Below are 22,411 nucleotides of genomic sequence, written 5' to 3' on the forward strand. Positions count from 1 at the left end.
GGTCTGGCGGAGGGGGATTCTCTGCCAGACCTTTTTAAGATAAAATACAGGGTGTATACCCAATAATGATATGAGAGGTGAGAGTTTATATGCTGAGATACATATGTAAAAGAGTTGTTGGAGTTATACCAACCCTGATTATCGTAGTTACGTTTGTATTCTTCTTTGTGCGCCTGATTCCCGGAGATCCGGCCAGACAGGTGGCAGGACCGCAGGCAACCAAAGAGGACGTGGAACTGGTAAGGGAGCAGCTGGGCCTTAACAAGCCCCTTCCCCAGCAGTATATCAGCTACGTGACAGGACTTGTAAAGGGGGATTTGGGCACATCGCTGAGAACCAAGCGCCCGGTGCTGACTGAGGTCCAGGGCCGCTACATGAATACGGTGCAGCTCACCCTTTTAAGCCTGACCTGGAGCGTGATTGCAGGCGTCCTTATCGGCGTATGGTCAGGAAGGAACAGAAGCAAGTGGCAGGACTATACAGGAATGACCGTGGCTGTCTCAGGTATATCCATGCCCTCCTTCTGGATTGGGTTCATGCTTATCATGGTTTTTGCGGTCAAGTACAGGCTGCTGCCCACCACCGGGGCCGGCTCCTTCAAGAACCTGATTCTGCCGTCCATCACGCTGGGAGTCAGCATTGCGGCCATTATTGCCCGTTTTACCCGTTCCTCTGTCATCGAGGTGCTGAAGGAGGATTATGTGCGTACGGCCAGGGCCAAAGGCCTGCGGGAAAAGACGGTTATCTGGAAGCATGTGTTCCGTAACTGTATGATATCCGTGGTGACGGTTGTGGGGCTTCAGTTCGGTTTTCTTCTGGGCGGTTCCGTTGTGACGGAAACTGTATTCGCGTTTCCGGGACTTGGTTCCCTTCTGATTGAATCCGTAAACTACAGGGATTATCCCGCAATCCAGTCGCTGATTCTTATATTTTCCCTGCATTTCGTACTGATTAACCTGGTTGTGGACGTACTGTACGCAGTGCTGAATCCGGAAATCCAATTGAGCTAAAAGGGGGCGACAAAAGATGGCTAAGAATAAAGTGTTAACTGAAAAGACGGACATCAATACCCCGTTTTCAGAGTTTGTAAGAAAGTTTAAAAAACAGAAAACAGCCATGGTTGCCATGGTATTTCTGGTGTTTCTTGTGGTGCTGGCATTTATCAGCTATAAGATTGCCCCTTACGGCATCAATGAATATGATTACTCTGCCATTATGCAGCCGCCTACGGCCGCCCATCTTTTCGGCACCGATGAGTTCGGCAGGGATTTGTTTTCCAGGGTAATCTGCGGAACCAGGATTTCCCTCAGCGTGGGTCTGTTTGCAGTGACCGTGGGAATGCTTGTGGGAACCATTATGGGACTTTTGGCCGGATACTACGGCGGCATCGTTGATTCCATCATCATGCGTATCTGCGACGTGCTGCTGGCCTTCCCGGGACTTATCCTGGCTATTGCCATTGTGGCCATCCTGGGAAGCGGACTGTATAACGTGGTAATCGCGGTTGCGGTATTCAATATCCCCAAGTTTGCCCGTCTGGTGAGAGGCAATACACTGGAGACAAAGAACAGCGTGTTTGTACAGGCCGCCCGCAACATCGGAGCCGGCGACATGCGCATCCTGTTCAAGCATATCCTGCCCAGCGCCATTCCCAATATCATCGTACAGTACACCATGTCCATCGGAACCTCCATCATCACTGCTTCCAGCCTTAGCTTTTTAGGCATGGGCGCCCAGCCTCCCACACCTGAGTGGGGACTGCTTCTGAGCAATGGACGTAACTACATGCTGACAAGCTGGCATATCACCCTGTTTCCGGGTCTTGCAATCTTCTTTACCGTGCTCTGCTTCAATCTGCTGGGCGACGGCCTGAGAGACGCGCTGGATCCAAAACTGACTGATTAGGAGTGGGACTTATGGAGAATACGAATAATAATATTTTAGAGATTAAGAATCTGCACACCTACTTCTACACGGACAGCGGTGTGATTAAATCAGTAGATGGCGTGGATATTGAACTGAGAGAGGGCACAACCCTTGGAATCGTGGGAGAATCAGGCAGCGGCAAGAGCGTGACCGCCCTGTCCGTCATGGGACTTCTGATGGGAACCACAGGAAAGGTGGCGGAAGGGGAAATCCTGTTTGAAGGCCGCGATTTGACAAAGCTGGATGATGAGGAGCGCAGGAAGATGCGCGGGGAAAAGATTTCCATGATTTTCCAGGAACCAATGACCAGCCTGAACCCTGTCATGAAGATTGGGGACCAGATAACGGAATGTATCCTGATGCACAATAACATAAGCAAGCAGGAAGCCTGGGACAAGGCAGTGGAGATGCTGAAGCTGACAGGCGTTCCCAGGGTGGAGCGCATGATGAAGGAATATCCCTTCCAGCTCTCCGGCGGCCAGCGCCAGAGAGTCATGATAGCCATGGCGCTGGTGTGCAAGCCGAAAATCCTCATAGCGGATGAGCCTACCACGGCGTTGGACGTTACCATCCAGGCCCAGATTCTGGATTTGATGGAGAATCTGAAGCAGAAAACAGGAACCTCCATTCTGTTTATCACCCATGACCTTGGTGTGGTGGCAGAGGTTTGCGACGACGTGGTGGTCATGTACAGCGGCCGTGTGGTGGAGAAGGGCGACGTAAGGTCCATTTTTGCCAGTCCGTCCCATCCGTATACCAAGGGTCTTCTGGCATCTATTCCCAAGCTGGGAGAGTGCGCCGAGGAGCTGGAATCCATACCGGGCAATGTCCCCAATCCAAAGTACATGCCCCAGGGATGTAAATTCGCTCCCAGATGTTCCTGCGCCTTTGATAAGTGCAGGGAGGAAGAACCCGGCTTCTACGACGTGGGAGAAGGCCATATGAGCCGCTGCTGGCTCTGTGAAAAGAAAGGCGGTGACGCGTGATGGCAGATATCCTGCTGAATGTTGAAGGTATGAAAGTGTATTATCCTGTGAAGGGGGATTTTGGCAAAGGGCGTGAATTCGTCAAGGCGGTGGACGGCGTTTCCTTCGAGGTGCGAAAGGGCGAGGTGTTCGGCATCGTAGGTGAATCCGGCTGCGGCAAGTCCACATTGGGAAGGGGAATCTGCAAGCTGGAGACTCCCACGGCAGGTAAGATCGTCCTGTCCGGTGAAGATATCTCCTCCTATGGCAGAAAGCAGATGCGCTCCGTGCGCAAAAAGGTCCAGATGGTATTCCAGGACCCATATGCGTCCCTGAATCCCAGGATGTCTATATTTGACATCATCGCGGAGCCGTTAATCATACACGGTCTGACAAAGAGCAAGAAGGAACTGGAAGACCGCGTCATGGAGCTTCTGAGAAAGGTTGGACTGGATGATTACCATGCCAACCGTTATCCCCATGAATTTTCCGGCGGCCAGCGCCAGCGTATCGGAATCGCCAGGGCCCTGGCAGTTGAGCCGGAGCTGATCATAGCGGACGAGCCCGTGTCGGCCCTGGACGTGTCCATCCAGGCCCAGGTGTTAAACCTGCTGCACCAGCTTCAGAAGGAGTTTAACCTGACCTATATATTCGTGGCCCATGACCTGAGCGTGGTGGAGCACATCAGCGACCGGGTGGGCGTCATGTATCTGGGTAACTTTGTGGAGGTGGGGGACAAGCGCAAGCTGTACAGCAATCCCCTTCATCCTTACACCCAGGCCCTTCTGTCAGCCGTACCGGTACCGGATCCAACGGCAAAGAAGGACCGCATCATACTGGAGGGAAGCATCCCGTCGGCATTAAATCCGCCAAGCGGCTGCAAGTTCCACACCAGATGCCCCCGGTGCATGGACATCTGTAAGCAAAAGGCGCCGGAGCGCTACCAGGTATCCGACGACCATTATGTATACTGCCATCTCTATGATGACAAAATCAAGGAGAACAAGGGATGAAACTCTTTATCAGTGCAGATATAGAAGGGTGCGCAGGGGTGGCCCTGGCGTATGAGACTCATAAGAATGAAGCTGCATACGGTGAATTTGCAAAGCAGATGACAAAGGAAGTGGTGGCTGCCTGTGAGGCAGCCCATGAGGCGGGAGCCGACGAGATAGTGGTAAAGGACGGCCACGGGGACGCAACGAACATTGACCCTCTCTGCATGCCGGACTACGTGACCCTGATTCGGGGCAAAAGCGGTCACCCTTATAACATGATGTCCGGTCTGGACGATTCCTTTGACGGGGTCATGTACATAGGGTACCATGCCCCGGCAGGAAATCCCGGATTTGCCATCAGCCACACCTCCACGGGCAACAGTCTGTACATCCGTTTAAACGGCAGCTGTATGAGCGAATTCATGCTGAACAGCTACACAGCTGCTTCGCACAAGGTTCCGGTGCTGTTCCTGTCCGGGGACAGCACCATCTGCGGCCTGGCCGGGGAAATGGTGCCGGATATTACCACGGCCGTGACAAAGACCGGTCTGGGGGCATCCACTTACTGCAAGGCGCCGGGGCAGGTGGAGGAATCCATCCGCCAGGGAGTGAAGAAAGCGCTGGCCGGGAATCTCTCCCGGTGCAGAGTGGAGCTTCCGGAGACATTTACATATGAAGTGACCTATAAAGACTGGAAGAAGGCATACCAGATGTCCTTTTACCCGGGAATGAGGGCAGTGGACACATTTACCAACAGGCTGGAGACAGCCAGATGGATGGATGTGGTGACGGCCCATTGCTTTGTGGTATATTAGAGCGCGTTTGAATAAGGAGATAACAGCAATGGATATAGAGATGTTTGGAAAGATATCAGATGCATTTGGCCCCAGCGGGTTTGAGGAAGAGGTGGTGCGCACCGTGGCGGGTTACTGCGGTAAGTACCAGGTGGAAAATGACGCCATGAACAACCTGTATGTGCGTATGCCGGGCAGGGCCGGGGATAAACCGGTGGTGCAGCTGGACGCCCATCTGGACGAGTGCGGTTTTATGGTGCAGTGCATCCATGACGACGGCTGCCTGGGAATCCTTATGCTGGGGGGATTTCACCTGACCAACCTACCCGCCCACACGGTCATCATAAAAACAAGGGCCGGCAGGAAAATCAGGGGCATCATCATGTCAAAGCCCGTGCATTTCATGAATGATAAGGAGAGGGCTTCCCTGGAGCTTTGCATTGAAAACCTGTACGTGGACATCGGCGCCACAAGCCGCAGGGAAGTGGAGGAGGACTTTGGCGTATCCATTGGAGATCCCATGGTCCCGGAGGTGTCCTTTTCCTATGATGAGGAACACGGTCTCTGCTTCGGCAAGGCATTTGACAACAGGGCCGGCTGCGCCTGCATCGTGGATACCATGGATAAGGTATATGACAGCAGGAATGAGCTGGCCGTGGATGTGGTGGGCGCTTTTGCGGCCCAGGAGGAAGTGGGAATGAGAGGGGCCACCGTAACCACCCAGGTGGTGAAGCCGGACCTGGCTATCCTGTTTGAGGGTTCCCCTTCGGATGACTTCTTCTTTTCCGCCACCCAGGCCCAGGGAAGAATGAAAAACGGCGTTCAGATCCGCCGCATGGACAAGAGCTATATATCCAATCCGGTGTTCATGGAATACGCCATGGAGCTGGCCGGCAAATTCGGTATCCGCTACCAGGAGGCGGTAAGGCGGGGAGGCAGCACCAATGCGGGCAGGATCAGCCTTATCGGAAAGGCGGTTCCGGTCCTTGTGCTGGGCGTGCCTTCCAGATACGTGCATTCCCATTATAATTTCTGTGCAAAGGATGACCTGGAGGCAGCTACGGAGCTGGCAGCCCAGGTAATCAAGGGGCTGGATGGAGAACGCATCCGCCATATCCTGCGCCAGGATATACTGTAGGGAGGTGGAGAAAATGGAACGTCCGGTTATCGGCATTATGGGAAATACATATATGACCCAGCCAGGCATGTTTGACAGCATGGAAAGGGCATATCAGAACAGCTATTATGTGGATGCGGTCATGAAAAACGGGGGTATCCCTGTGATTTTACCGGCATCTGCCGTTATGGAGCAGACAGAGGAAATCATGGGAATCTGCGACGGAATCCTGTTCCCCGGCGGGGAGGATATGACTCCTTCCTACTATGGGGAGGATCCGCATCCCGCTATCCAGGTATACAAGCCTGAAATTGACGAAGCCCTGATGAGGGCGGGCCGTTATGCCCTGGAGCACAAAAAGCCCATGCTGGGCATCTGCAAAGGAAACCAGCTGCTCAACGTGCTCATGGGTGGTTCCCTGTATCAGGACCTTTCCCTTAAGGGGCCTGACTGCATCAGGCACCTGCAGCTTGGCAGGCGGGATTACCTTACCCACCAGATACGGGTGGAAGAGGGAACCAGGCTGTCAAAACTTTTAGGCAGCGGCGTCTGCATGACCAATTCCATGCACCACCAGTCGGTGAAGGAGCTGGGAAAGGGGCTCAGGGCCTCGGCATATGCAAATGACGGGATCATAGAGGCCATCGAGGACCAGGAGGGGTTGATTGTAGGCGTACAGTGGCATCCCGAAAGTCTTCTGGAGTCAGCCCCGGCCATGAATCATCTGTTTTCGGATCTGTGCGGCAGGGCCTTGGAGAGAAAAGCAGGGAGTTTATAATTTCTATAGAAAACCATCACAGAATGCTCACAATTTATCGGTATGCTGGATAGAAGTGGAAGCTGCCCAAAGCGGCAGTCTGACTGAGACAGAATGCGGGGGTCCGTGTGATGACAAATGAGCAGTATTATGAATTGATAAAGCCCTACGAGGATGCCAGCCGGGTACTTAGTACCCGGCTGGAAATCCTCAACCACAGTCTTTACGGGGACAGGTCTGACGCCGGTCCCATCCATAATATCCAGGGCCGAATAAAGGAAAAGAAGAGCATGGAATCAAAACTGGTCCGGCTGGGATTTACGGCGGGAGTGACCAATGCAAGGAACCATCTGCAGGACATAGCGGGGCTGCGGATTATTTGTTACTTTGTGGAGGATATCTATAATCTGACAGCGGCGCTGAAAAAACAGTCGGACCTGGTGATAATCAAGGAAAAGGATTATATCCGCAATGCCAAGCCCAACGGATACAGGAGCTATCACATTGTGCTGGGTATACCGGTGTATTTTCTGGACACCATGGAATATTTTCCGGTGGAGGTGCAGCTTCGGACCATGGCCATGGATTTCTGGGCCAGCATGGAACACCGGGTATGCTATAAGAAACAACCCAGAAACCGGGAGCGGCTGGAACAGGATTTCTGCCGCTATGCCAGGATACTGGAGGAGATTGAAGGGGAATTTGAGACACATAATGAGAGGAGAGGGTCAGATGGAGGTTAAGCAGGCAGAGACAAGAAGGACAGAGGGGAAGCGGGTTGAGGGAAAAACCATATTCGCCATGTCCTCCTCAGCTGTTCCGGTATGCAGGGCGGGCAGCTATGAGACAGTCACCTTTGTCACAAAGGATTGCTTTGACAATCAGTTCACAGAGGAGGGAGACGTCCTGGACAGCCTGAACTGGGACTGCATCAATCCTGCCACCGGGCCGGTCTATGTGGAAGGCGCCATGCCCGGGGATGTGCTGAAGGTAAAGATTGAAGATATCCGGGTGGCATCCTGGGGCACCATGGCCGCCATACCTGACAACGGGGTCCTGGGGGACTGCGTATCCCGGGGAACGGTGAAGCGGATTCCCGTCAGGGACGGCGTGGCCTGGTTTAACCAGGACATCGGCATACCATGTGCTCCCATGATTGGAGTGATTGGCGTGGCTCCAGAGAAAGGGGAGATTCCCTGCGGGGAGCCGGGGAGCCACGGAGGAAACATGGACAACACCAAAATAAAGGCCGGCGCCACCCTGTACCTGCCGGTGTTCCATGAGGGAGCTCTTCTGGCCATGGGAGATGTCCACGCCTGCATGGGGGATGGGGAAATCATGGTGACCGGGCTGGAGATTCCGGCAGAGGTAACCGTGACCCTGGAGGTTTTAAAGGGCATTTCCATAGATAACCCCATGCTGGAGGACGGCGAAGCCTGCTATACCATTGCGTCCCATGAGAACGTGGAGACTGCCGTATATACGGCGGTTAAGGCCATGACGGATATTCTCATGAGGGAACTGGGCATGAGCCTGGAGGATGCCGGTATGCTTCTCTCCGCCATGGGCAATCTCCAGTTCTGCCAGGTGGTGGATCCAAAACGCACGGTACGTATGGAGATGAAAAAGACAGTGCTTAAGAAGTTATTTTGATATTGGCCGCCCATACCGGCCTTTTATATGGTTTTTTGATTTGGGCTGCGAAGAGGTCCGGGCGTTTACTGTCCGGGCTTTTTTGTTTGTAAGGAAAATTCTTCTGTGCAGGATTCACTTTCTGTGTTTCATTTCTGTGTTTCATTTCTGTGTTTCATTCCTGCCTTCTGTTTTGGAGGGTGTATGAAGAACGTGCAATTGCAGATACTACCTGATGTATTTATGGAAAGAGCAGAGCAATTCATTTATATATGGAAGGATGGAGCAGGATGCTGAAAATATGGATATGCGGGGCTGGAGGACGGGTTGGCAGGAAGATGACAGATATTCTGGCGTCCAGGCCGGTGGAGCTGCTTTTGACGGATGCGGATTCGGTGGATATCACGGATTCGGAGGCTGTGATGGAATACGCCCATATCAACCGGCCCCATTATATTGTAAACTGTGCCGGGCTGACTGATGTGGCTGCCTGCGAGGACTGTCCGGAGGAGGCATACCGGGTAAATGCCCTGGGGGCCAGGAATCTGAGCGTTGCCGCCAGAATGGGTAAGTCCAGGCTGGTCCAGATGTCCACAGACGATGTGTTTGACGGCAGGAGCCTGGTTCCTTACACGGAATTTGACCCGGTCTCACCTAGGACTGTGTACGGCAAGTCCAAGATGGCAGGAGAAAATTTTGTAAGGGAGTTCTGCAACCGCCATATTATTGTGCGCAGTTCCTGGATATTCGGGGACGGCAGCCCTTACCTGGAGCGTATTCTGGAGATGGCGGGCCAGGGCAAGACCATCAGGGTTGCCTCAGACCAGATGGCATCTCCCACAGGGGCTGACGGACTGGCCGCCAAGGTCATAGAGCTGATGGAGCACGGTGAGGACGGATTGTACCATGTAACGGGACAGGGCTGCTGCAGCCGGTATGAGCTGGCAAAGGAGGCTGTTAGGCTGGCGGGTTATCAGGTCCCGGTGGAACCTGTGAATGCCTCTGAGGACACCTTAAGCTCCATGAGGCCTTCCTACAGCGTGCTGGACAATATGATGCTGCGCATATCTAATATGCGTCTCCTGCCCCATTGGAAGGTGATGCTGGAGGAATACATGAAGGAGCGGCGGGCAGGAAGCCGCAGGCGGGCTGAGGGAAAGGACGGTATCGGCTATGGAAAATAGGAAACGGCCGGGGCTTACCACCGCTATCTTTATCGGGCTTGCGCTGGGGGCCGCTGCGGGCATCCTTCTTCATTATGCTGTTCCTGAGGGAGATATCCGGGATAAACTGCTGATAGACGGTTTATTTTATCTGATTGGAAATGGATTTCTGCGGCTGATGCAGATGTTAGTGGTACCTTTGGTATTCTGTTCCCTGGTGTGCGGCAGTATGTCCATGGGGGATACAAAAAAACTTGGGAAAATAGGCATAAAGACGCTGGGCTTTTATCTGGCAACCACTGCACTGGCCATCACCGCAGCCATACTGACTGCCCATGTCATTAACCCGGGGGCAGGACTGGACCTTTCTTCCTTAGAGACAGCCCAGGTTGAAATCGGTGAGAAGGAGGGACTGGCAGACACGCTTCTGGCCATCATTCCGGTGAATCCGGTGAGGGCGCTGGCAGACGGGGATATGCTGTCCATCATTCTCTTTGCGCTGATTGTGGGAATCATTCTGGCCGGCCTGGGGGAAGCGGTTCAGACCGTGGGGAATTTATTCAGCCAGTTTAATGATGTGATGATGCAGATGACGGTTATGGTCATGAAGCTGGCTCCTTACGGCGTGTTCTGCCTGACAGCCAGAACATTTTCCGGCATTGGTTTTGACGCGTTCCTGCCCCTTCTTAAGTATATGGCAGGAGTTATGACCGCGCTGGCCATACAGGGGCTGGTGGTCTACATGGCCATACTTAAGGGTTTTACAGGGCTGAGCCCTGTCAGGTTCCTGAAAAAATTCCTGCCTGTGATGGGCTTTGCATTTTCCACCGCAACCTCCAATGCCACCATTCCCATGTCCATTGATACCCTGCACAGGAAGATGGGGGTGTCCCGGCGCATTTCTTCCTTTACCATACCCCTGGGGGCCACGATCAACATGGACGGCACAGCCATTATGCAGGGCGTGGCGGTGGTGTTCGCGTCCCAGGCATTTGGAATCCACCTGTCCGTAGCAGATTATCTGACCGTGATACTGACTGCCACCCTGGCTTCCGTGGGAACAGCCGGTGTGCCGGGGGTGGGGCTGATTACCCTTTCCATGGTATTTGCCTCAGTGGGCCTGCCTGTGGAGGCCATAGCCCTGATTATGGGAATTGACCGTATATTGGATATGAGCAGGACGGCTGTCAATATCACCGGGGACGCAGTGTGCACCACTGTAGTGGCATTTCAGGACGGCGCAGTGGATAAGGCCGTGTTTGATGATATGGAAGCGGGACGGGGTGGATGACGGACAGCGGATGACAGGCAGCGGATGACAGGCAGCGGATGACAGGCAGCGGATGACAGGCAGCGGATGACAAGTAACGGATAATAGGTGACAGATAACACTGAGAAACTTCTTGACGTACTTCCCTCTGGATTTTATACTTGTACTATATTTAGCTATTGGTGCCGGAGCAGGAGGGGAATATGAATATATTCGGATTTGAGATTAAGAGCAAGGAGGAGCGGGAGCAGGAGGAGCGGGAATATCTGCACCGTATTTTTCCGGGAGGCACAGCCCAGAAGGCGGCTGTGGAGCAGCAGCTTAAGGAAAAGCTTCCAAAGGAAGATAAAAAGGCGGTTATGCTTTACTATATCCTGGTGAAGGATGCGATGACGGCTGGTAATGGCATGAGCTTTGAGGAGGCCGTGGGGAAGGTGTCTAAAAAGCAGCGGATTCTTAAGCTGACGCCGGTGATGCTGGAAAAAGTGAGAGAGGTGATGGAGGACAATCAGTAATGGGGAGTTGGACCAGTGACTGCAAAAGATGGGCTGGATAGAACGACGGTATGTAATTGAAACGTTCCAAAAACAGACCGTCGTTTTATGCTTGGCCCACATTGACTGTAAAAAATCAGCAGAAAGGATTATCTACAACAATTGCCGACAAGGTAGCGTTGTTGACTGTGATGCCGCCCTGGGTTTCAAGGCTTTCAATGGTTACCACTACGCTGAAGTTGCAGCACTCATCATCGCAGATATCGCAGTCACATACCGAGAAGTTAAACGTATCATTTTCTCCGACAGACGAAGCCAGCCTGGAAAAGGTCCATACGGGGCCAATTGGGAAAGAGGTTGGCTGATATTTACACTGTTTATTAATCTGGAAATTAAAGGTAAGAGACCCGGCTGCGGTTAAGATATTACTTGTAAATTCGAATTTGATGCATGGTTTGTGGAATTTACTCGTATCAATGTTTAAATTTGCCAGGTTGAATGTGGTACCTGAAGCTGTGGTCATAGGAATGTTGGTTGTAACAGGTACGCTGCATTTCATAAAAGTGCGGTTTGGCCTTAACACACACTTTTTTTCTTCGCAGCAGTATCTGGGCGGTTCCTGGCATTCTATATTTTCCAGATTATTTCTATGTTCGAACGTATCGTTATTATCCTTATTTTCAAAATTAAAATTATTTTCGAAATTACCTTTATACATATTGATCAAATAACCTCCGTTATAATTATTCAGGCTCAGCTTTTGCTGCAGTCACCTTAATACATAGTATTCTTGATTCTTATTAAATGTGACAAGTTGTTTTTTCGTTTAGGCTGTCATGCTACATCTGAACAAGCCTGTCTATTAATTTAATAGAAGAAAGCAGTCCGCAGATTGTACATAAATGACCTTTTGACGGAATTCTATGAATAACAAAAAACCCCGCAAGGCTTACACCTGCGAGGTTTTCTTCATGCGCCAGAGAAGATTCGAACTCCCGACACTACGGTCCGTAGCCGTATGCTCTATCCAGCTGAGCTACTGACGCATGCTGCTGTCTGATTTGTATCTCTAACAGCGCAAGAGCTATTATAGCTTGTCTGGATGGAAATGTCAATGGTTTTTAAAAAAATAATTAAAATTAATTGGAAGGAGAGAGAAGGCAATTGAAAGAAAACAGTTGGAATGGCTGACCGCGCAGTGCTGACCGCATAGCTGCAACAAATATGTAACCTTCTTGAAAGATGTCGTAATTTGTGGTATTATGTTACGAGCAGAGGTAAGAAAGAGCGGGGAAAGTTTGATTCTTATCTCTTATTTTGTATTAAGCGGGGATAAAAATATGAAGCAGAAATTGTCGAAGCAGAATCTTCTGCTTGTTGGATTCACTTTATTTTCCATGTTTTTTGGTGCGGGAAACTTGATTTTCCCGCCTTTTCTTGGCGCTCAGGCAGGGGTGATGACCTGGAAGGCTATGTCAGGTTTTCTGCTCAGCGCGGTGGGACTTCCGGTTCTGGGAGTAGCTGCGGTTGCCCTCTCAGGCGGCATCGGCAAGCTGGCAGGCAGGGTGCACCCTGCCTTTGCATTTCTGTTTACCCTTCTTATTTATCTCTCCATAGGCCCGTGCCTGGCCATTCCCAGGACCTCCAGCACTTCCTTTGAGATGACGGTGTTCCCGGTTCTTGAGCAGATGGGCGTTTCCCTGAACAGTACAGTTAGTGGGACTGGCTTTACGGTCCAGACCATGGCGCAGTTCGGGTATTCGGTGGTGTTTTTTACGGCTGCCATGGCAGTGGCATTCAGGCCGGAGAAGCTGACGGACAGACTGGGAAAGATACTGTGTCCCACCTTGCTGGTGCTTATCAGCGTTATTTTTATCGGATGCCTGGTGTGGCCCATGGGGCATTACGGAGATCCGGGGTCTGTCTATAAGTCAGGCCCGGCTGTGGCAGGTTTCCTGGAAGGATATCAGACCATGGATACCATTGCGGCCCTGAATTTTGGAATTATCATTGCTATCAATATTCGGGCCAAGGGAGTGGAGCAGGAGGGTGCGATCGTCAGGGAAACCATCAAGGCGGGAATTATAGCAGGCATTTTGCTGGCCCTTATTTATGCGGCCCTGGCCCACATCGGTGCGCCTGCGGGAGCTGCGGCCCGCGGCATGGACAATGGGGCAAGGATACTCACCTACGTTGCGGGAAACCTATTTGGAAATGCCGGTATGATGATACTGGGGCTTATTTTCCTGATTGCCTGCTTTAATACATGTGTTGGGCTTCTCAGCTGCTGCAGCCAGTATTTCAATTCTATCATACCTGTAATCGGCTACAGAGTCTGGGTGTTTTTGTTTGCCCTGATCAGCCTGATTATATCCAGCGCAGGCCTTAATAAGATACTGGCCGTGTCAGTGCCGGTTCTGAACGCCATTTATCCAATCGCCATTGTGCTGATTGTACTGGCGTTTTTAGGGCCGCTGACAAAGAGGTGGCCGGCCATGTATCCCGCTGCTATCCTGTTTACAGGCGCGGTCAGTGTGGTATATGCTCTGGAACAGAGTAAATTCGTGATTCCCTTCCTCACACAGGCAACTACGTTCCTGCCTGGATACGGGGCGGGATTGGGGTGGATTGTTCCGGCATTTGCGGGGATGGCGGCCGGTATCATTTACTCCTCGGTCATGGGGGACCAGGAAGAATAGACAAGGACAGGACAAGACAAGGACAGGACAAAAGAATGACAGAAGCAAGATGGATGTTATACGCCAAGAAGGCAGATTTTGATAGAATTGCGGAACAATACCATATCAGCCCGGTTACGGCCAGAATCATACGCAACCGCGGTCTGGAGGATATGGAGGATATAGGACGGTATCTCTACGGCTCTGTGGAGCAGCTTCACGATCCCCGCCTGCTGCCGGACATGGACCGGGCAGTGGAGATACTGGGAGAGAAGGCGGCTGAAGGCAGGCGTATACGGATTGTGGGGGACTACGATATAGACGGTGTGTGCTCCACGTATCTGCTCTACCGTGCGTTAAAGAGGATTGGCGCTGAGGTGGATTATGAGATTCCGGACCGTATTAAGGACGGATATGGCATCAATGAGTTGATTATAGAGGCAGCGGCAGAGGACGGCATTGACACCATCCTTACCTGCGACAATGGTATTGCCGCTATCAGCCAGATAGCAAGGGCGAAGGAGCTGGGCATGACCGTGGTCGTGACGGACCATCACGACATACTGACTGAGGCCGGGGAAACGCTGGAGGGCAGGGAGATACTGCCGCCTGCGGACGCTGTGGTCAATCCCAAGCGCAGGGACAGCCTGTATCCGTTTCCCGATATATGCGGAGGCATGGTGGCCTATAAGCTGGTGCAGGTGCTCTATGAGGTCCATAGGGTTCCACGGGAGGAATGGCTCAGCCTGCTGGAAATCGCAGCCATTGCAACGGTGGGGGATGTGATGAAGCTTCAGGGAGAGAACCGCATCCTTGTAAAGGAAGGGCTTTCCAGACTGGGACATACGTCTAATCTGGGACTTCGGAAACTGATAGAGAAAAATAATCTTCAGGCCGGAACCATCACAGCCTATCATATCGGCTTTGTTATTGGGCCTTGCCTCAATGCCAGCGGACGGCTCCAGACAGCCAAGATAGCCCTTGGGCTCCTTCTGTGTGAGGATGAGGGTGAGGCGGACAGGATGGCAGAGGAATTAAAGGCTCTCAATGACCAGCGCAAGGACATGACCCAGGAGGGGATTGAACAGGCGGCAGCCATGGTGGATGAGCTGTACCGGGAGGATAAGGTGCTGGTGGTGTTTCTGCCGGACTGCCACGAATCCCTGGCCGGCATTGTGGCGGGACGTCTCAGGGAGCGGTACAATAAGCCCTCCTATGTGCTTACACGGGCTGAGGGCTGCGTCAAGGGGTCGGGACGTTCCATAGAGGCATATCATATGTTCCAGTCCCTGGTGGAGGTGCAGGACCTTCTGCTGAAGTTTGGGGGCCATCCCATGGCGGCCGGATTTTCTCTGGAGGAAAAGGATGTGGACGAATTCCGGCGCCGTCTCAATGAAAATGCACGGGAGCGCCTGACCGAAGAAGATTTCATACCCAAGGTGTGGATCGATGTGGCCATGCCATTTGAATACATAACAGAGCCGTTCATAGAGGAATTGGAGCTGCTGGAACCATATGGACAGGGAAATGAGAAGCCCCAGTTTGCCCAGAAGGGACTGTTTATACGCAGCGCCAGAGTTATGGGGCGCAACAGGAACGTGGTGCGCATAAGCCTTGTAAATGACAGGGGAACAGCCATGGACGGCGTGATTTTTACGGATGGGGATTTGTTCATGGAGGAAAAGGGTGATTGCCGTGTTATGGATATTATCTACTATCCGGGTATAAATGAGTATAACGGAAACAGGAATCTGCAGATTGTGGTAAAGAATTGGAAGTTTCATTAGAAATCGGAAGTCGGAAGTTTCGTTAGAAAGTTTTTACAGAAGCTTCATTGCTCCGGAATAAAAAGAGGGTGCTGCCGCAGCGGACAGCACCCTTTTTGGCAAAGAAGATTAGTTCTGAGCAGCCTCAGTTGTCTCCTCTGCAACCTCAGCATTAGCCTCGCTGGCAGCCTCTTCCTTGGAAGCCTCGGTAGACTCCTCAGCGTCAGCAGCCTCGGTAGATTCCTCAGCGTCAGCAGCCTCAGTGGACTCCTCAGCGTCAGCAGCCTCGGTGGACTCCTCAGCATCAGCAGACTCGGTGGTCTCCTCAGCGTCAGCAGCCTCAGCAGTGGTCTCCTCAACAGACTCAGAAGCCTCTACTGTGGTCTCTACGGCAGTAGTGGACTCGGCCTTGTTGTCGCTGCCGCCGCAAGCGGTCAGGCTTCCTGCGATCATAGCTGCTGCCATAATAGCTGTCATGGATTTTGCGATTGTCTTCTTCATAATAGTTTTCCTCCTCTGAAAGCCTCCCAGTGAGACTTTCTAAACACAAATTTTTATGGAACGAGTTTGATAATATCCTATAATTGTGTCCGAATTGTGTCTAAAGTTTAAAGAAAGTACTACAATTATTATGAAATTCTTAAGAAAAACAGTGATAAAAAATTAACAGATAAAGAGAAAGCAGCTCTGCCATATGTCTTGCAATTTACTATTATATAGGTTATAATCAGCAGAAAAAGGCTGTCATTGCGAAAGGAAGAGGTAAGATAATGGTTAATGAAGTAATGGATTTTATTACCGGATATGACAAGGAAGTGGGCGAGGCCATTCAGGCGGAATGCGCGCGCCAGAGACGCAACCTGGAACTAATCGCATCAGAGAATATCGTGTCTGAGCCTGTCATGATGGCTATGGGGACAGTTCTCACCAATAAGTATGCGGAAGGATATTCGGGAAAACGTTATTACGGAGGATGCCAGTGCGTGGATGTGGTGGAAACACTTGCCATTGAGCGGGCTAAGAAGCTGTTTGGCTGTGATTATGCCAATGTGCAGCCTCATTCAGGAGCCCAGGCCAATATGGCGGTGTTTGTTGCCATGCTGAAAGCAGGGGACACGGTCATGGGCATGAACCTGGACCATGGCGGCCACCTGACCCACGGAAGCCCTGTGAATTTTTCCGGTCTTTACTTTAATATCGTACCTTATGGAGTCAATGACCAGGGGTTCATCGACTACGATGAGCTGGAGCGGATTGCAAAGGAAGCCAGGCCAAAGCTTATCATAGCAGGGGCCAGCGCCTATGCCCGGACCATTGATTTCAAGCGGTTTCGTGAAATCGCTGACGAAGTTGGCGCTTATCTCATGGTTGATATGGCCCATATCGCCGGCCTGGTGGCAGCGGGCGAACACCCCAGTCCCATTCCTTATGCAGATGTGGTGACCACCACCACCCACAAGACATTGAGAGGCCCAAGGGGCGGTATGATTCTGGCAAATAAGGAGGCGGCTGAGAAATTTAATTTCAATAAGGCCATTTTCCCGGGAACCCAGGGCGGTCCGCTGGAGCATGTGATTGCGGGAAAGGCAGTGTGCTTCGGAGAGGCATTAAAGCCTGAATTCAAGGCATACCAGCACCAGGTGGCAGCCAATGCAAAGGCTCTTGCCCAGGCCCTTAAAGATGAGGGATTCAAGCTCCTTACGGACGGCACGGACAACCATCTGATGCTGGTTGACCTGCGCGGCATGGAGGTGTCGGGCAAGGAACTGCAGAACCGCTGTGATGAGGTTTATATCACCCTGAACAAGAACACGGTTCCCAATGACCCCAGAAGCCCCTTTGTCACTTCAGGCGTGCGCATCGGGACACCGGCCATTACTACCAGGGGCCTTAAGGAAGAGGACATGCCCAAGATTGCCCGGTGCATTTGGCTGGCTGCCACGGATTTTGAGAATAAAGCGGATTATATCAGGAGCGAAGTGACAAAGCTCTGTGAGAGATACCCCATTTATCAGTAAATCCGGGAAAATGTAATAAACAGAAGCAAGAGGGAACAGGAATGAATATGGGGGAGCTGCGGCTCTGGGGGTGTCCCCGGCGCCTCAGCCCCCTTTTGGCATATAGCCGGCTGCGGCGCAGGTAGGATAGAGGCGCAGGCTGAATAGAGGCAGGTGGAATGGATGGAACTGACAGGTCAGGCGCTGAGGCTTTCGCGGCAGGGAGCCCAGGCCATTGTGGAGGAAGTGGGGGCCATTGTGGGCCAGCATATCAATATGATGGACCCGGAAGGCTATGTCATAGCCAGTACGGACCCGGAGCGTATCGGTACGCTGCATGAGGGGGCCAGGAAAATCATCAGGGAGCATCTGGATGAGCTGTATGTGAGGGATGAGGAAGCGACGCTTACCTCACGCCCGGGGCTGAACCTGCCTGTGTACCAGGCTGGAAGTATTGCCGGCGTAATCGGTATTACGGGACGGTATGAAGATGTGGCTGGCTATGGCCAGATTGTGAAGAAGATGGTGGAAATACTGATTCGCGAAAATGCGGAACAGGATGAACGCCGTATGGGACAGCGGGTGCTGAACCGGTTTCTGGAGGACTGGGTCCTTGGAAGCGGACTCCTTCAGCCCAGAATACTGGAGGAGAGAGGCTTTGCGCTGGGAATCGACATTTCGGTTCCCAGAAGGGTCATGGTGTCCGGCGTCAGGAACTTCCAGGAATATGCATCCACTGCTTCGGGCCAGAAACTGCTGGAACAGGCAGAAGGGGAAGCTGCTTCTTTAGCAGGAGCGGGATGTCTGGTGTTTCGTAATGCCGGCCGGCAGATTTTTCTGGTTCAGGGTGCGTCCGACCGCCATATGGAACAGCTGGCCGGCCGCATCCGCTCCTGTGTGAAAAAGAAATTCGGCATAGGGCTGGTCATGGGAATCGGCGGCAGGGCCAGGGACATCCATGTGGCATATGGACAGGCCAACAAGGCATGGCGCTCTGCCAGCATGTCTAAACGGGACGTCATGACGTATGACAGCGTTACCCTGGAGCTGTTTACGGAGGATGTGGCTGAAAGCGTGAAGGCGGAGTACCTGCGCAAGGTCTTTAAGAACTGCGGTTATGAGGAGCTTTGTCAGTGGATGGGATTGCTGGAGGCATATTTCAGTGCGGAAGGTTCTCTGAAGGCTGCCTCGGATGCCATGCACATCCATAAAAATACATTGACCTATAAGCTCAGGAAGCTGGAGGAGCTGACGGGATATGACGTGCGTGTACTGAGCCAGTCGGCAGTGTTTTACATGGCTATGGTGTTTTTCCGGGATGTGAAGGAAATGATGCAGGATTAGGCGGATGTGCGGGCAGCAGAACGGGCCGCGGCCTGCCGTGAAGTTCGTTGTGCTGAGGAATAAATAATATGCGGAATATGTGTTTTGTGGAACATTGACGCAGGGGCCTGGAAACAGTACAATAGACTTAAGAAATTCAATCACATTTGGGAGGCGGAACCATGAAATTTTTATTTGCATCAGATTCATTTAAGGGGACCCTGTCGTCAGAGCGCATCACACAGCTTCTGGAGGCGGCAGCGGAGCAGACATTTCCTGGCTGTGAGACAGCTGGCGTGCCTGTGGCTGACGGCGGGGAGGGAACCATTGACGCGGTGATTTCGGCGCTGAACGGCACATACCGCAGACTGACGGTCCATGGACCTCTGATGGAGGAGGCACAGTCTTTTTACGGGGAATTTGAAGGGGACTCCGCCATCATTGAGATGGCAGCTGCTTCCGGGCTTCCCATGGTGCCGGCGGACAGGCGCAATCCTCTGAACACCACCACCTATGGCACAGGAGAATTGATAAAGGATGCCCTGGACCGGGGATACCGGAAGATTTCAATAGCCATTGGAGGCAGCGCTACCAATGACGGAGGTATGGGGGCCATGCGTGCTCTGGGTGTAAGATTCCTGGATGACCAGGGAAATGAGCTGGAGGGCAGAGGCCGGGATTTAACCAGGGTGGCTGATATTGACGTGAGCCGGATTCACCCTGCGGTGTCACAGTCCCGGTTCACTGTCATGTGCGATGTGACCAATCCCCTTACAGGACCGGATGGAGCGACCTATACATTTGGAAAGCAGAAGGGCGGCACACCGGAAATTCTGGATGTGTTAGAGGGCGGAATGATTCGTTATGCGGCTCTGTTGAAGGAAAAGCTGGGCGTGGATGTGGATAAGATTCCCGGAGCAGGAGCTGCCGGTGGATTAGGGGCGGCATTCTGCGTGTTCCTGAAGGCCAATCTTAAATCAGGTATTGACACGGTGCTGGATTTGGTTCATTTTGACAGCCTCTTAGAGGGGGTGGACCTGGTAATTACCGGAGAGGGAAGAATGGACTGGCAGTCTGCTTTTGGAAAGGTGCCCAGCGGAATCGGAAAGCGCTGCAGGGAGAGAGGCATCCCGGTGGCAGCGATTGTGGGAGGTATGGGCGACAAGGCTGAGACGATATTTGATTACGGCATTGACAGTATTATAACCACGATAAATGGCGCCATGGATATCGAGGAGGCCCTTAAGCGGGCCGAAGAGCTGTATATCAGTGCCGCGGACCGTACATTCAGGATGCTGAAGGCCGGAATGAGCCTGGGCCGGAAATAGGCCGGGAAGAAAAGTGGAAATGGCGTGAAATTGGCTGAAGCAGGCATGGCTTTGTGCTGCTGTCTGGGATGGATTCATTATCATATGGATTCATTTCGGGCAGCCTTTTTATATTATTAATGTATATATAAATCTTGCGGGCGTTCTGTCCGAGATATTCGTAAGGGAGTTTCTCCCCTGTATCCCTGTGTTGTGTGGTTGAATGTTTTAAAAATGTCAGGCGGTGGTTCTATGGATATGTGATTCAGGATATGTGATTCGTGTATATTCTTGCAACGGAGGCAAAGCTTTTGTATAATAAAAGGAGAATAGGATGAAGAAAATGAATGACCCTGGCGGGCCTGTCATGAAGCCGCTGGCAGAGCTGACCCTGCTGGACCGTTTTTTATTTGCATGTGTTATGGAGGACCGCAGGACCATGGAACTGTGCCGGAGGGAGTAAGCGGGGAGCTGATAGAGCTGCTTCATTACATAGAACACACCTCTGAAACAGAGGCGGCCGGAAGCAGCAGTCCGAGGATTAAGGAACTGCACCGGCGGGTCAGCCAGGTTAAAGCCAGTGAAGAGATTGGAGTGAGATATATGCAGGAATGGGAAGAACGGATGTATCAGCTTCAGGATGCTAAGGCGGAAGGAAGGCTGGACTTGAGGAAGGTATAAGGGCCTTTGTTTTGGATAATCTGGAGGAAGGGAAAACAGAAGGACAGATATTGGATAAACTGGTGCGGATGTTCTCTCTGAGCCGGGACACGGCCGGAGAGTATCTGAAGCGCTATAAGGGGACTCCCTGAGCCGTATATCCGGGCGGCGGCCCTTTTTCATCCCGTCTTATAGTGAAGTGTATTATGACGGAAAGCGCAGTTTTTGTGACAGCAAAGTATCACTTGAAACTGCGCTTTTGAAATTGTGTATCCAATACTGTGCATTCAATATTGTACATTCAGTACTGCACATTCAATACTGTACATCTAAAACTGCAGTCAATACATTCTGTATATCCGGGCCGTCTCTAAGGCTGTCTATACACCACTCCGCCCTTCATCACCAGTCCTACCTGTGAAAGACGGGACACATCCTCCAGCGGGTTTCCCTCCACGGCAATGATATCTGCTTCCATACCGTTTTCCAGCTTTCCGATTCTGTCTTCCAGGCGGCAGACCCTGGCCGCGCGGGAGGTGACGCCCTGGATGGCGGTTACAGGGTCGGCTCCCAGCTCCACGGCATATCCCACCTCCCGGTACAGAAAGCCGTGATAAGCATCTGTTCCCAGGACAAAGGGGAGACGGGCCTTGATGATGCGGGCCACATTTTCGCGGACCCGGCTGCGGTTCAGCCTAACCTTCAGGGCATTGGCGGGCGAGAGGAATTCCTCCCGGCTGGGGTCTAAGAAAATGCCGGAGGTCAGATCCACCACACAGCGGGAAGCGGCCAGACGCTCCACGTCCTGTTCCGAAGCCATATACATGTGCTCAATCACATCCACCCCGCCGTCAATGCAGTCTTTCAGGCCCTGGCCGCCAATACAGTGGGCAGCAGTGGGGATGCCCAGGCGAGCGCCTTCGCTGACCGCAGCGGAGATTTCTTCCAGGCTGAGGAAGCTGGGCACAAAGGTGCTGGCGGGATCCGGAACACCAGGGGTTATGAAGAGTTTCAGCAGGTCTGCGCCTTTTTTCAGGTTCTCGCGGCAGGTATGGCGGATTTCTCCGGCTCCGCAGTGGGGCATTCCGATGTGGCCTGCTCCGTGGCTTCCCTTCATGCCGATGCCTGCGGCCAGGAGACGGGGGCCGTCCACTTTTTTGTCCTCAATCAGCTTCTTCAGGGTCACGTCTATATAGAATTTATCCCCCATGCACCGGGCTGTGGTTACACCGCTCATCAGGTCTTCCTTAAGTCCCTTTAATGCCAGCAGGGTCAGCTGGCATTCGTTGCTCCAGGCCAGCAGCTCCAGATGTTCCGGAAGGGCTGCATCAATGCACAGGTGGTTGTGGCACTCTATCATGCCCGGCATCAGGGTCATGTGCGGAAGGCTGATTTCTTTTGCATCTTCCAAGTACAAGGCCTCCCTGGCTTTCCGGGGCAGGATTTCCCGGATTATCCCGTCTTCGATGATAAGGGAGCCGTTCTCCAAGGGAGTAAGCTGTTCCCCGCACAAAATCATTCCTGCATTTAATATGGTTCGCTTCATGTCTGTCTGTTTCCTCCGTCT

General features: G+C 52.3%; 22 protein-coding genes and 1 tRNA gene. 19 read left to right on the forward strand and 4 right to left on the reverse strand.

Translation table 11 applies throughout. The features are described 5' to 3' along the window. Positions 1-89 precede the first annotated feature (89 nt). The 12 genes from LI015_RS00500 (at position 90) to LI015_RS00555 (ending at position 11,134) form a co-directional block, all read left to right on the forward strand. Positions 90-1,010: an ABC transporter permease subunit gene (locus LI015_RS00500; RefSeq protein WP_002567989.1), complete on the forward strand. Its 921-nt coding sequence runs from the start codon at positions 90-92 to the stop codon at positions 1,008-1,010. Positions 1,011-1,026: 16 nt separating this feature from the next. Beyond that, positions 1,027-1,905, forward strand: coding sequence for an ABC transporter permease subunit (locus tag LI015_RS00505; RefSeq protein WP_002567988.1), 879 nt, complete (start codon positions 1,027-1,029; stop codon positions 1,903-1,905). Between the two features lie 11 nt (positions 1,906-1,916). Next, positions 1,917-2,912, forward strand: a complete 996-nt coding sequence (locus tag LI015_RS00510) for an ABC transporter ATP-binding protein (protein WP_002567987.1) — start codon at positions 1,917-1,919, stop codon at positions 2,910-2,912. Beyond that, positions 2,912-3,904 carry an ABC transporter ATP-binding protein gene (locus LI015_RS00515; protein WP_002571714.1) on the forward strand — a complete coding sequence of 331 codons (993 nt, stop codon included), beginning with the start codon at positions 2,912-2,914 and terminating at the stop codon, positions 3,902-3,904. Before LI015_RS00510 ends, LI015_RS00515 begins: the two co-directional genes overlap by 1 nt. Further along, on the forward strand, positions 3,901-4,701 hold the full coding sequence (locus LI015_RS00520) for a M55 family metallopeptidase (protein WP_227123713.1): 801 nt from the start codon (positions 3,901-3,903) through the stop codon (positions 4,699-4,701). Before LI015_RS00515 ends, LI015_RS00520 begins: the two co-directional genes overlap by 4 nt. Positions 4,702-4,729: 28 nt before the next feature. After that, positions 4,730-5,818, forward strand: coding sequence for a M42 family metallopeptidase (locus LI015_RS00525; RefSeq protein WP_227123714.1), 1,089 nt, complete (start codon positions 4,730-4,732; stop codon positions 5,816-5,818). A gap of 13 nt (positions 5,819-5,831) precedes the next feature. Continuing rightward, on the forward strand, positions 5,832-6,575 hold the full coding sequence (locus LI015_RS00530) for a gamma-glutamyl-gamma-aminobutyrate hydrolase family protein (protein ID WP_002571717.1): 744 nt from the start codon (positions 5,832-5,834) through the stop codon (positions 6,573-6,575). Positions 6,576-6,685: 110 nt separating this feature from the next. Further along, positions 6,686-7,297 carry a GTP pyrophosphokinase gene (locus LI015_RS00535; RefSeq protein WP_002567982.1) on the forward strand — a complete coding sequence of 204 codons (612 nt, stop codon included), beginning with the start codon at positions 6,686-6,688 and terminating at the stop codon, positions 7,295-7,297. Further along, positions 7,287-8,207: an acetamidase/formamidase family protein gene (locus tag LI015_RS00540; protein WP_002571718.1), complete on the forward strand. Its 921-nt coding sequence runs from the start codon at positions 7,287-7,289 to the stop codon at positions 8,205-8,207. Before LI015_RS00535 ends, LI015_RS00540 begins: the two co-directional genes overlap by 11 nt. Before the next feature lie 269 nt (positions 8,208-8,476). Continuing rightward, positions 8,477-9,370 carry a dTDP-4-dehydrorhamnose reductase gene (gene rfbD, locus LI015_RS00545; protein ID WP_227123716.1) on the forward strand — a complete coding sequence of 298 codons (894 nt, stop codon included), beginning with the start codon at positions 8,477-8,479 and terminating at the stop codon, positions 9,368-9,370. Next, positions 9,360-10,640: a dicarboxylate/amino acid:cation symporter gene (locus LI015_RS00550; protein ID WP_002567979.1), complete on the forward strand. Its 1,281-nt coding sequence runs from the start codon at positions 9,360-9,362 to the stop codon at positions 10,638-10,640. Before rfbD ends, LI015_RS00550 begins: the two co-directional genes overlap by 11 nt. Positions 10,641-10,822: 182 nt before the next feature. Then, positions 10,823-11,134 (forward strand): hypothetical protein, encoded by a 312-nt coding sequence (locus tag LI015_RS00555; protein ID WP_002567978.1) that lies wholly within the window; start codon positions 10,823-10,825, stop codon positions 11,132-11,134. 115 nt (positions 11,135-11,249) lie between these two features. On the opposite strand, the gene LI015_RS00560 is transcribed toward LI015_RS00555, so the two are convergent. Together LI015_RS00560 and LI015_RS00565 are read right to left on the reverse strand one after the other, a co-directional pair. Beyond that, complete coding sequence (locus LI015_RS00560) at positions 11,250-11,831, reverse strand: DUF4489 domain-containing protein (RefSeq protein ID WP_002567977.1); 582 nt, start codon at positions 11,829-11,831, stop codon at positions 11,250-11,252. Between the two features lie 254 nt (positions 11,832-12,085). Then, a tRNA-Arg gene (locus LI015_RS00565) sits at positions 12,086-12,159 on the reverse strand. Between the two features lie 294 nt (positions 12,160-12,453). Between LI015_RS00565 and brnQ the strand changes: the two genes are divergently transcribed. Beyond that, the gene (gene brnQ, locus LI015_RS00570) at positions 12,454-13,812 is read left to right on the forward strand and encodes a branched-chain amino acid transport system II carrier protein (protein ID WP_227123718.1); all 1,359 of its coding nucleotides are present in this window, start codon (positions 12,454-12,456) and stop codon (positions 13,810-13,812) included. Positions 13,813-13,847: 35 nt separating this feature from the next. Continuing rightward, a complete protein-coding gene (recJ, locus tag LI015_RS00575) occupies positions 13,848-15,578 on the forward strand; it encodes a single-stranded-DNA-specific exonuclease RecJ (protein ID WP_227123720.1) in 1,731 nt (576 codons plus the stop codon). Between the two features lie 108 nt (positions 15,579-15,686). Here the strand turns inward: recJ and LI015_RS00580 are convergent, their stop codons facing one another. Next, positions 15,687-16,058: a hypothetical protein gene (locus tag LI015_RS00580; protein ID WP_227123721.1), complete on the reverse strand. Its 372-nt coding sequence runs from the start codon at positions 16,056-16,058 to the stop codon at positions 15,687-15,689. Positions 16,059-16,327: 269 nt separating this feature from the next. Here LI015_RS00580 and glyA point away from each other — a divergent pair, with 269 nt between their 5' ends. The 5 genes from glyA to LI015_RS00600 all read left to right on the forward strand — a co-directional run bounded on the left by glyA (position 16,328) and on the right by LI015_RS00600 (position 20,865). Further along, a complete protein-coding gene (gene glyA / locus LI015_RS00585; RefSeq protein ID WP_118017511.1) occupies positions 16,328-17,575 on the forward strand; it encodes a serine hydroxymethyltransferase in 1,248 nt (415 codons plus the stop codon). Between the two features lie 162 nt (positions 17,576-17,737). Continuing rightward, positions 17,738-18,898 carry a CdaR family transcriptional regulator gene (locus LI015_RS00590; protein WP_002567972.1) on the forward strand — a complete coding sequence of 387 codons (1,161 nt, stop codon included), beginning with the start codon at positions 17,738-17,740 and terminating at the stop codon, positions 18,896-18,898. Positions 18,899-19,059: 161 nt separating this feature from the next. Further along, positions 19,060-20,205 (forward strand): glycerate kinase family protein, encoded by a 1,146-nt coding sequence (locus LI015_RS00595; RefSeq protein WP_002567971.1) that lies wholly within the window; start codon positions 19,060-19,062, stop codon positions 20,203-20,205. A gap of 313 nt (positions 20,206-20,518) precedes the next feature. Then, positions 20,519-20,647, forward strand: coding sequence for a hypothetical protein (locus tag LI015_RS28160; protein WP_264468304.1), 129 nt, complete (start codon positions 20,519-20,521; stop codon positions 20,645-20,647). Beyond that, positions 20,632-20,865: a hypothetical protein gene (locus LI015_RS00600; protein WP_227123723.1), complete on the forward strand. Its 234-nt coding sequence runs from the start codon at positions 20,632-20,634 to the stop codon at positions 20,863-20,865. The genes LI015_RS28160 and LI015_RS00600 overlap by 16 nt, the downstream gene beginning before the upstream one ends. Positions 20,866-21,214: 349 nt before the next feature. Here the strand turns inward: LI015_RS00600 and LI015_RS00605 are convergent, their stop codons facing one another. Next, positions 21,215-22,390: an amidohydrolase family protein gene (locus LI015_RS00605; protein WP_002567968.1), complete on the reverse strand. Its 1,176-nt coding sequence runs from the start codon at positions 22,388-22,390 to the stop codon at positions 21,215-21,217. Between the last annotated feature and the right edge of the window lie 21 nt (positions 22,391-22,411).

The organism is Enterocloster sp. 210928-DFI.2.20 (assembly GCF_020554465.1).
Classification (GTDB): domain Bacteria; phylum Bacillota; class Clostridia; order Lachnospirales; family Lachnospiraceae; genus Enterocloster; species Enterocloster bolteae.

Excerpts from the sequence above, each read along its gene's own strand:
- LI015_RS00500 (WP_002567989.1), top strand. The coding sequence starts at position 90 with ATGCTGAGATACATATGTAAAAGAGTTGTTGGAGTTATACCAACCCTG.
- LI015_RS00505 (WP_002567988.1), top strand. The coding sequence starts at position 1,027 with ATGGCTAAGAATAAAGTGTTAACTGAAAAGACGGACATCAATACCCCG.
- LI015_RS00510 (WP_002567987.1), top strand. The coding sequence starts at position 1,917 with ATGGAGAATACGAATAATAATATTTTAGAGATTAAGAATCTGCACACC.
- LI015_RS00515 (WP_002571714.1), top strand. The coding sequence starts at position 2,912 with ATGGCAGATATCCTGCTGAATGTTGAAGGTATGAAAGTGTATTATCCT.
- LI015_RS00520 (WP_227123713.1), top strand. The coding sequence starts at position 3,901 with ATGAAACTCTTTATCAGTGCAGATATAGAAGGGTGCGCAGGGGTGGCC.
- LI015_RS00525 (WP_227123714.1), top strand. The coding sequence starts at position 4,730 with ATGGATATAGAGATGTTTGGAAAGATATCAGATGCATTTGGCCCCAGC.
- LI015_RS00530 (WP_002571717.1), top strand. The coding sequence starts at position 5,832 with ATGGAACGTCCGGTTATCGGCATTATGGGAAATACATATATGACCCAG.
- LI015_RS00535 (WP_002567982.1), top strand. The coding sequence starts at position 6,686 with ATGACAAATGAGCAGTATTATGAATTGATAAAGCCCTACGAGGATGCC.
- LI015_RS00540 (WP_002571718.1), top strand. The coding sequence starts at position 7,287 with ATGGAGGTTAAGCAGGCAGAGACAAGAAGGACAGAGGGGAAGCGGGTT.
- rfbD (WP_227123716.1), top strand. The coding sequence starts at position 8,477 with ATGCTGAAAATATGGATATGCGGGGCTGGAGGACGGGTTGGCAGGAAG.
- LI015_RS00550 (WP_002567979.1), top strand. The coding sequence starts at position 9,360 with ATGGAAAATAGGAAACGGCCGGGGCTTACCACCGCTATCTTTATCGGG.
- LI015_RS00555 (WP_002567978.1), top strand. The coding sequence starts at position 10,823 with ATGAATATATTCGGATTTGAGATTAAGAGCAAGGAGGAGCGGGAGCAG.
- LI015_RS00560 (WP_002567977.1), bottom strand. The coding sequence starts at position 11,831 with ATGTATAAAGGTAATTTCGAAAATAATTTTAATTTTGAAAATAAGGAT.
- brnQ (WP_227123718.1), top strand. The coding sequence starts at position 12,454 with ATGAAGCAGAAATTGTCGAAGCAGAATCTTCTGCTTGTTGGATTCACT.
- recJ (WP_227123720.1), top strand. The coding sequence starts at position 13,848 with ATGACAGAAGCAAGATGGATGTTATACGCCAAGAAGGCAGATTTTGAT.
- LI015_RS00580 (WP_227123721.1), bottom strand. The coding sequence starts at position 16,058 with ATGAAGAAGACAATCGCAAAATCCATGACAGCTATTATGGCAGCAGCT.
- glyA (WP_118017511.1), top strand. The coding sequence starts at position 16,328 with ATGGTTAATGAAGTAATGGATTTTATTACCGGATATGACAAGGAAGTG.
- LI015_RS00590 (WP_002567972.1), top strand. The coding sequence starts at position 17,738 with ATGGAACTGACAGGTCAGGCGCTGAGGCTTTCGCGGCAGGGAGCCCAG.
- LI015_RS00595 (WP_002567971.1), top strand. The coding sequence starts at position 19,060 with ATGAAATTTTTATTTGCATCAGATTCATTTAAGGGGACCCTGTCGTCA.
- LI015_RS28160 (WP_264468304.1), top strand. The coding sequence starts at position 20,519 with ATGAAGAAAATGAATGACCCTGGCGGGCCTGTCATGAAGCCGCTGGCA.
- LI015_RS00605 (WP_002567968.1), bottom strand. The coding sequence starts at position 22,390 with ATGAAGCGAACCATATTAAATGCAGGAATGATTTTGTGCGGGGAACAG.